Raw genomic sequence first — 4,098 nt, 5'->3', positions numbered from 1 at the left:
AGCAGTGAAACGCCGTAGCGCCGATGGTAGTGTGGGGTCTCCCCATGTGAGAGTAGGGAACTGCCAGACATTAAATTTAAAGGTTGTGTCAGTACTAACTGACCGCACCATATTGCTGATATGGCTCAGTTGGTAGAGCACACCCTTGGTAAGGGTGAGGTCCCCAGTTCGAATCTGGGTATCAGCACCATATAATCGGCATTTAAAAAGAATTTACCTAGCGGCAATAGCGCGGTGGTCCCACCTGACCCCATGCCGAACTCAGTAGTGAAACGCCGTAGCGCCGATGGTAGTGTGGGGTCTCCCCATGTGAGAGTAGGGAACTGCTAGGTTTTAAATATAAGAAGCCACCCATTGGGTGGCTTTTTGCTTTTCAGTACTTGTAAAAAACAAATAAAACCACCCATAATAAGTCTGAAATTATCTTATTTTATTATTCTTGCTACCCACGATTAAGTCTGGCTGATAGACTTACTTCATTATCGTTATATTTTCCCTGAAGGTAGTAATGAACCCAACTTCTGAACTCAAACCATTCAATAGCTTTGGTATTGATGCAAAAGCATTGTCAGTTTTTATAGTAGAGAATAAACAATCACTCCAGCAACAATGGCTTAAAGCGAAAAATAATAATCTGCCTATATTGCTACTTGGTGGAGGTAGTAATGTTTTATTTGTAGAGGATTTTGAAGGGGTTGTTATCGTTAATCAGTTAAAAGGAATTGAAATTACTGAGTGTGACGACTATTGGTATGTGCATGTTCAAGCCGGTGAAAGTTGGCACCAGCTTCTGGAAGCATTACTGCAACAAGGCATCCATGGTGCGGAGAATCTTGCTTTAATCCCTGGATGTGCGGGATCCGCACCCATTCAAAATATCGGCGCTTATGGTGTTGAGCTGAAAGATATTTGTGATTATGTAGACATTCTGTCACTTGAGGCCAATCAAGAAACACGTATTGCGGCGAGTGAATGCCAATTTGGCTATCGCGACAGTATTTTTAAACACAAGTATCAGCATGGCTATGCGATTGTTAGCGTGGGGTTGAAATTCGCCAAAAAATGGCAGCCTAAACTTACCTACGGTGACTTAACACAATTTAATCCTGAAACAGTAACACCTAAGCAGGTTTTTGATGCAGTCTGTCAAACTCGTAGAAGCAAGTTACCTGACCCTACAGTAACTGGCAATGCAGGGAGTTTCTTTAAAAACCCAGTTATTTCGGCTGAAAAAGCGGCAAAAATTAAGCAAAAAAATCCAAGTTGCCCCCAATATATCCAATCTGATGGTAGTGTTAAATTAGCGGCTGGCTGGCTTATTGACCAGTGTGGGTTGAAAGGACATGAAATAGGTGGGGCTGCAGTTCATACTCAGCAGGCACTTGTTTTAATTAATAAACATAGAGCGACAGGACTTGATGTTGTTAACCTAGCAAAATATGTTAGCCAAACAGTTGCTAAGCGCTTTGATATCATTTTGGAGCCAGAAGTTCGATTTATTGGCCGTCATGGCGAGGTTAACGCAATGGATTATATTCAATGAAAGAGACATCAATTCCTTTACAGCTAATAGATATTTTAGCGGATGCTCAAATACACTCTGGTGAACAGCTTGGTGAAAAGCTTGGCATGAGTCGAGCTGCGATCAATAAGCATATAAAAACATTGCGTTCATGGGGCTTGAGTATCGAAACAGTGACGAGTAAGGGATATAAGCTACCTTACCAAATAAACTTACTGAATAAAGATAGTATCAAACAACACGTTAAAGACGTCAATATCATTGTGGAACCTGTCATTGATTCTACGAATCAATACATGCTTGAACGTATTCCAAGCTTAATATCAGGGGATACTTGCCTTGCTGAATATCAAAGTGCAGGTCGCGGCAGAAGAGGTCGCCAATGGATCTCTCCCTTTGGCTGTAATTTGTATTTATCTATGTATTGGAAGTTAGACCAAGGCCCCGCAGCTGCGGTTGGTTTGAGTCTCGTCGTTGGAATCGTGATTGCAGAAACTTTAAATAAAATAAGTAAAGAAAAAGTAAAAGTAAAGTGGCCAAATGACTTGTATATGAATGATAAAAAACTTGCGGGTATTTTGGTTGAATTAACAGGTAAAACAGGTGATGCCGCTCATATTATTATTGGTATCGGTATTAATATTGGAATGAGTAAAACCAATATTGAAAATACAAATACAATAACACAAGAGTGGGCATCATTGAGAGACGAAGTTGAAGATATAGAACGCAATGAATTATCGGCTAATATTATTCAAGCGCTAAAAGATTCATTGATTTTATTTGAGAAAGAGGGGTTAAAACCATTTTTAGATAGATGGTTTAAACTTGATAATTTCCTAAATAGGAATGTTAAGTTATTGATTGGCAATGATATAATCTCTGGCGTGGAACGTGGAATTAATGACCAAGGTGCCTTGTTATTACAAAAAGATAATGGGGAAATAATTCCTTATATTGGCGGTGAAATATCATTGCGGCCAAACGAGTAATATATAATTGGCCGAAAACTATTCGGCCAATATAATGTTTACTTTCTTAGTCTGACATTTTGGATTGAGTGGTTTTCACCTTTAGTCATTATTAAACTTGCTCGTTCCTTGGTTGGCAAAATATTCTCTTCAAGATTTAGCCCATTTATTTCATCCCAAATAGAACCAGCAATACTGACCGCTTCCTCTTCACTCAACTTTGAATAACTATGAAAATATGAATCAGGGTCGGAGAATGCACCTTGCCTAAACTTAAGAAAACGACCGATATACCACTGTTTTAACAAAGCAGGTGCAGCATCGACATAAATTGAGAAATCAACAAAGTCAGAGACAAATACATGGTGTGGATCTTGTGGGTAATCCATGTCGCTCTGTAAGACATTAAGCCCTTCAAGAATCAAAATGTCTGGTTGATCAATAATTTGTTCTTGGTCAGGAACAATATCGTAGGTTAAATGGGAATAGACTGGAGCACGCACATTTCGAGCGCCTGATTTAATTTGAGAGACAAAGTTAACCAGCTTTCTCATATCATAAGACTGTGGAAAACCTTTTTTCTTCATAATATTCCGATCCTTTAATACTTGGTTCGGATGAAGAAAGCCATCTGTCGTAATTAAATCAACTTTACGGTGTTCAGGCCAACGAGTTAGCAGAGCTTGTAACAAACGTGCTGTTGTACTCTTGCCTACAGCGACGCTACCAGCAATACCGATGATATAAGGTACTTTTGCTTCATTAGTTCCTAAAAACTGCTCTAGGACAGCCTGACGACGTAAGTTAGAACTAATATAAAAATTCAATAAGCGCGATAAAGGTAGATAAATTTCAATAACATCTTCCATTGAAAGTTCTTCGTTAATCCCTTTTAACTCGAGAAGCTCGCTGGATGTTAGTGTCAAAGGGACGGAATCACGTAATGTTGCCCAATGCTCTCTATCAAACTCTAAATATGGCGTAGTAATAAAATTTTCGTTCTTTTTCATAAACCAACATCTGCCTATTTTGTGCAGGTTGGACAGGTTGCCTAAACACCCGTATCCAAAAAATTTGCTAGCATCATAGCGAGTGATGGGGGGGAGGCGTAGGTTTTTTTATAATATTTGTGAATTTTTTTTGAATTACATAAAAAAAACATTCATTTTTGCTGGGAAAATAACCGATTAATCAGAGCGCTAAAACTGTGATAGAGACTAAATAATGACATTTAAAATGTTTTGGGTCGATTATCGGGCTTTACTGATGAAAGAATTATGGATTATAGTTAATGGCTGTTGTTGATGTTTTAATCTCAAAACAGTTAAAAAATCAACAAAATTGCAAAAAGCGAACAAAATGTAAGCGAACGAACAAAAAATTAAATTTTTTTGTTGCAACATGCGCTCACTCTTCCTAGAATGCGCAGCACTTGATGCCGGCATAGCTCAGTTGGTAGAGCAACTGACTTGTAATCAGTAGGTCCCGAGTTCGACTCTTGGTGCCGGCACCATTAAAAATTTGGATAGGTGGGATACCCAAGCGGCCAAAGGGAGCAGACTGTAAATCTGCCGTCACAGACTTCGAAGGTTCGAATCCTTCTCC

The 4,098-nt window shown here is 39.0% G+C and carries 3 protein-coding genes, 2 tRNA genes and 1 rRNA gene; 5 read left to right on the top strand and 1 reads right to left on the bottom strand.

Annotated features, from left to right (window positions below; translation table 11 throughout):
• Positions 1-114 precede the first annotated feature (114 nt).
• The 4 genes from AC4IFT_RS22225 to birA all read left to right on the top strand — a co-directional run bounded on the left by AC4IFT_RS22225 (position 115) and on the right by birA (position 2,514).
• A tRNA-Thr gene (locus AC4IFT_RS22225) sits at positions 115-190 on the top strand.
• A gap of 26 nt (positions 191-216) precedes the next feature.
• Positions 217-332, top strand: a 5S ribosomal RNA gene (gene rrf / locus AC4IFT_RS22220).
• A 176-nt stretch (positions 333-508) separates the two neighbouring features.
• On the top strand, positions 509-1,543 hold the full coding sequence (gene murB, locus AC4IFT_RS22215; protein WP_490752892.1) for a UDP-N-acetylmuramate dehydrogenase: 1,035 nt from the start codon (positions 509-511) through the stop codon (positions 1,541-1,543).
• Positions 1,540-2,514, top strand: coding sequence for a bifunctional biotin--[acetyl-CoA-carboxylase] ligase/biotin operon repressor BirA (gene birA, locus AC4IFT_RS22210; RefSeq protein WP_490752890.1), 975 nt, complete (start codon positions 1,540-1,542; stop codon positions 2,512-2,514). The genes murB and birA overlap by 4 nt, the downstream gene beginning before the upstream one ends.
• A 38-nt stretch (positions 2,515-2,552) precedes the next feature.
• On the opposite strand, the gene coaA is transcribed toward birA, so the two are convergent.
• The gene (gene coaA / locus AC4IFT_RS22205) at positions 2,553-3,503 is read right to left on the bottom strand and encodes a type I pantothenate kinase (protein ID WP_490737789.1); all 951 of its coding nucleotides are present in this window, start codon (positions 3,501-3,503) and stop codon (positions 2,553-2,555) included.
• Positions 3,504-3,930: 427 nt separating this feature from the next.
• On the opposite strand from coaA, the gene AC4IFT_RS22200 reads away from it, so the two are divergent.
• Positions 3,931-4,006 (top strand) — tRNA-Thr (locus AC4IFT_RS22200).
• Positions 4,007-4,098: the final 92 nt, after the last annotated feature.

This window comes from Providencia sp. UF-183, assembly GCF_058246155.1.
Note: the sequence above shows the minus strand (reverse complement) of the source record. Positions and strands in the feature narration are given on the sequence as shown.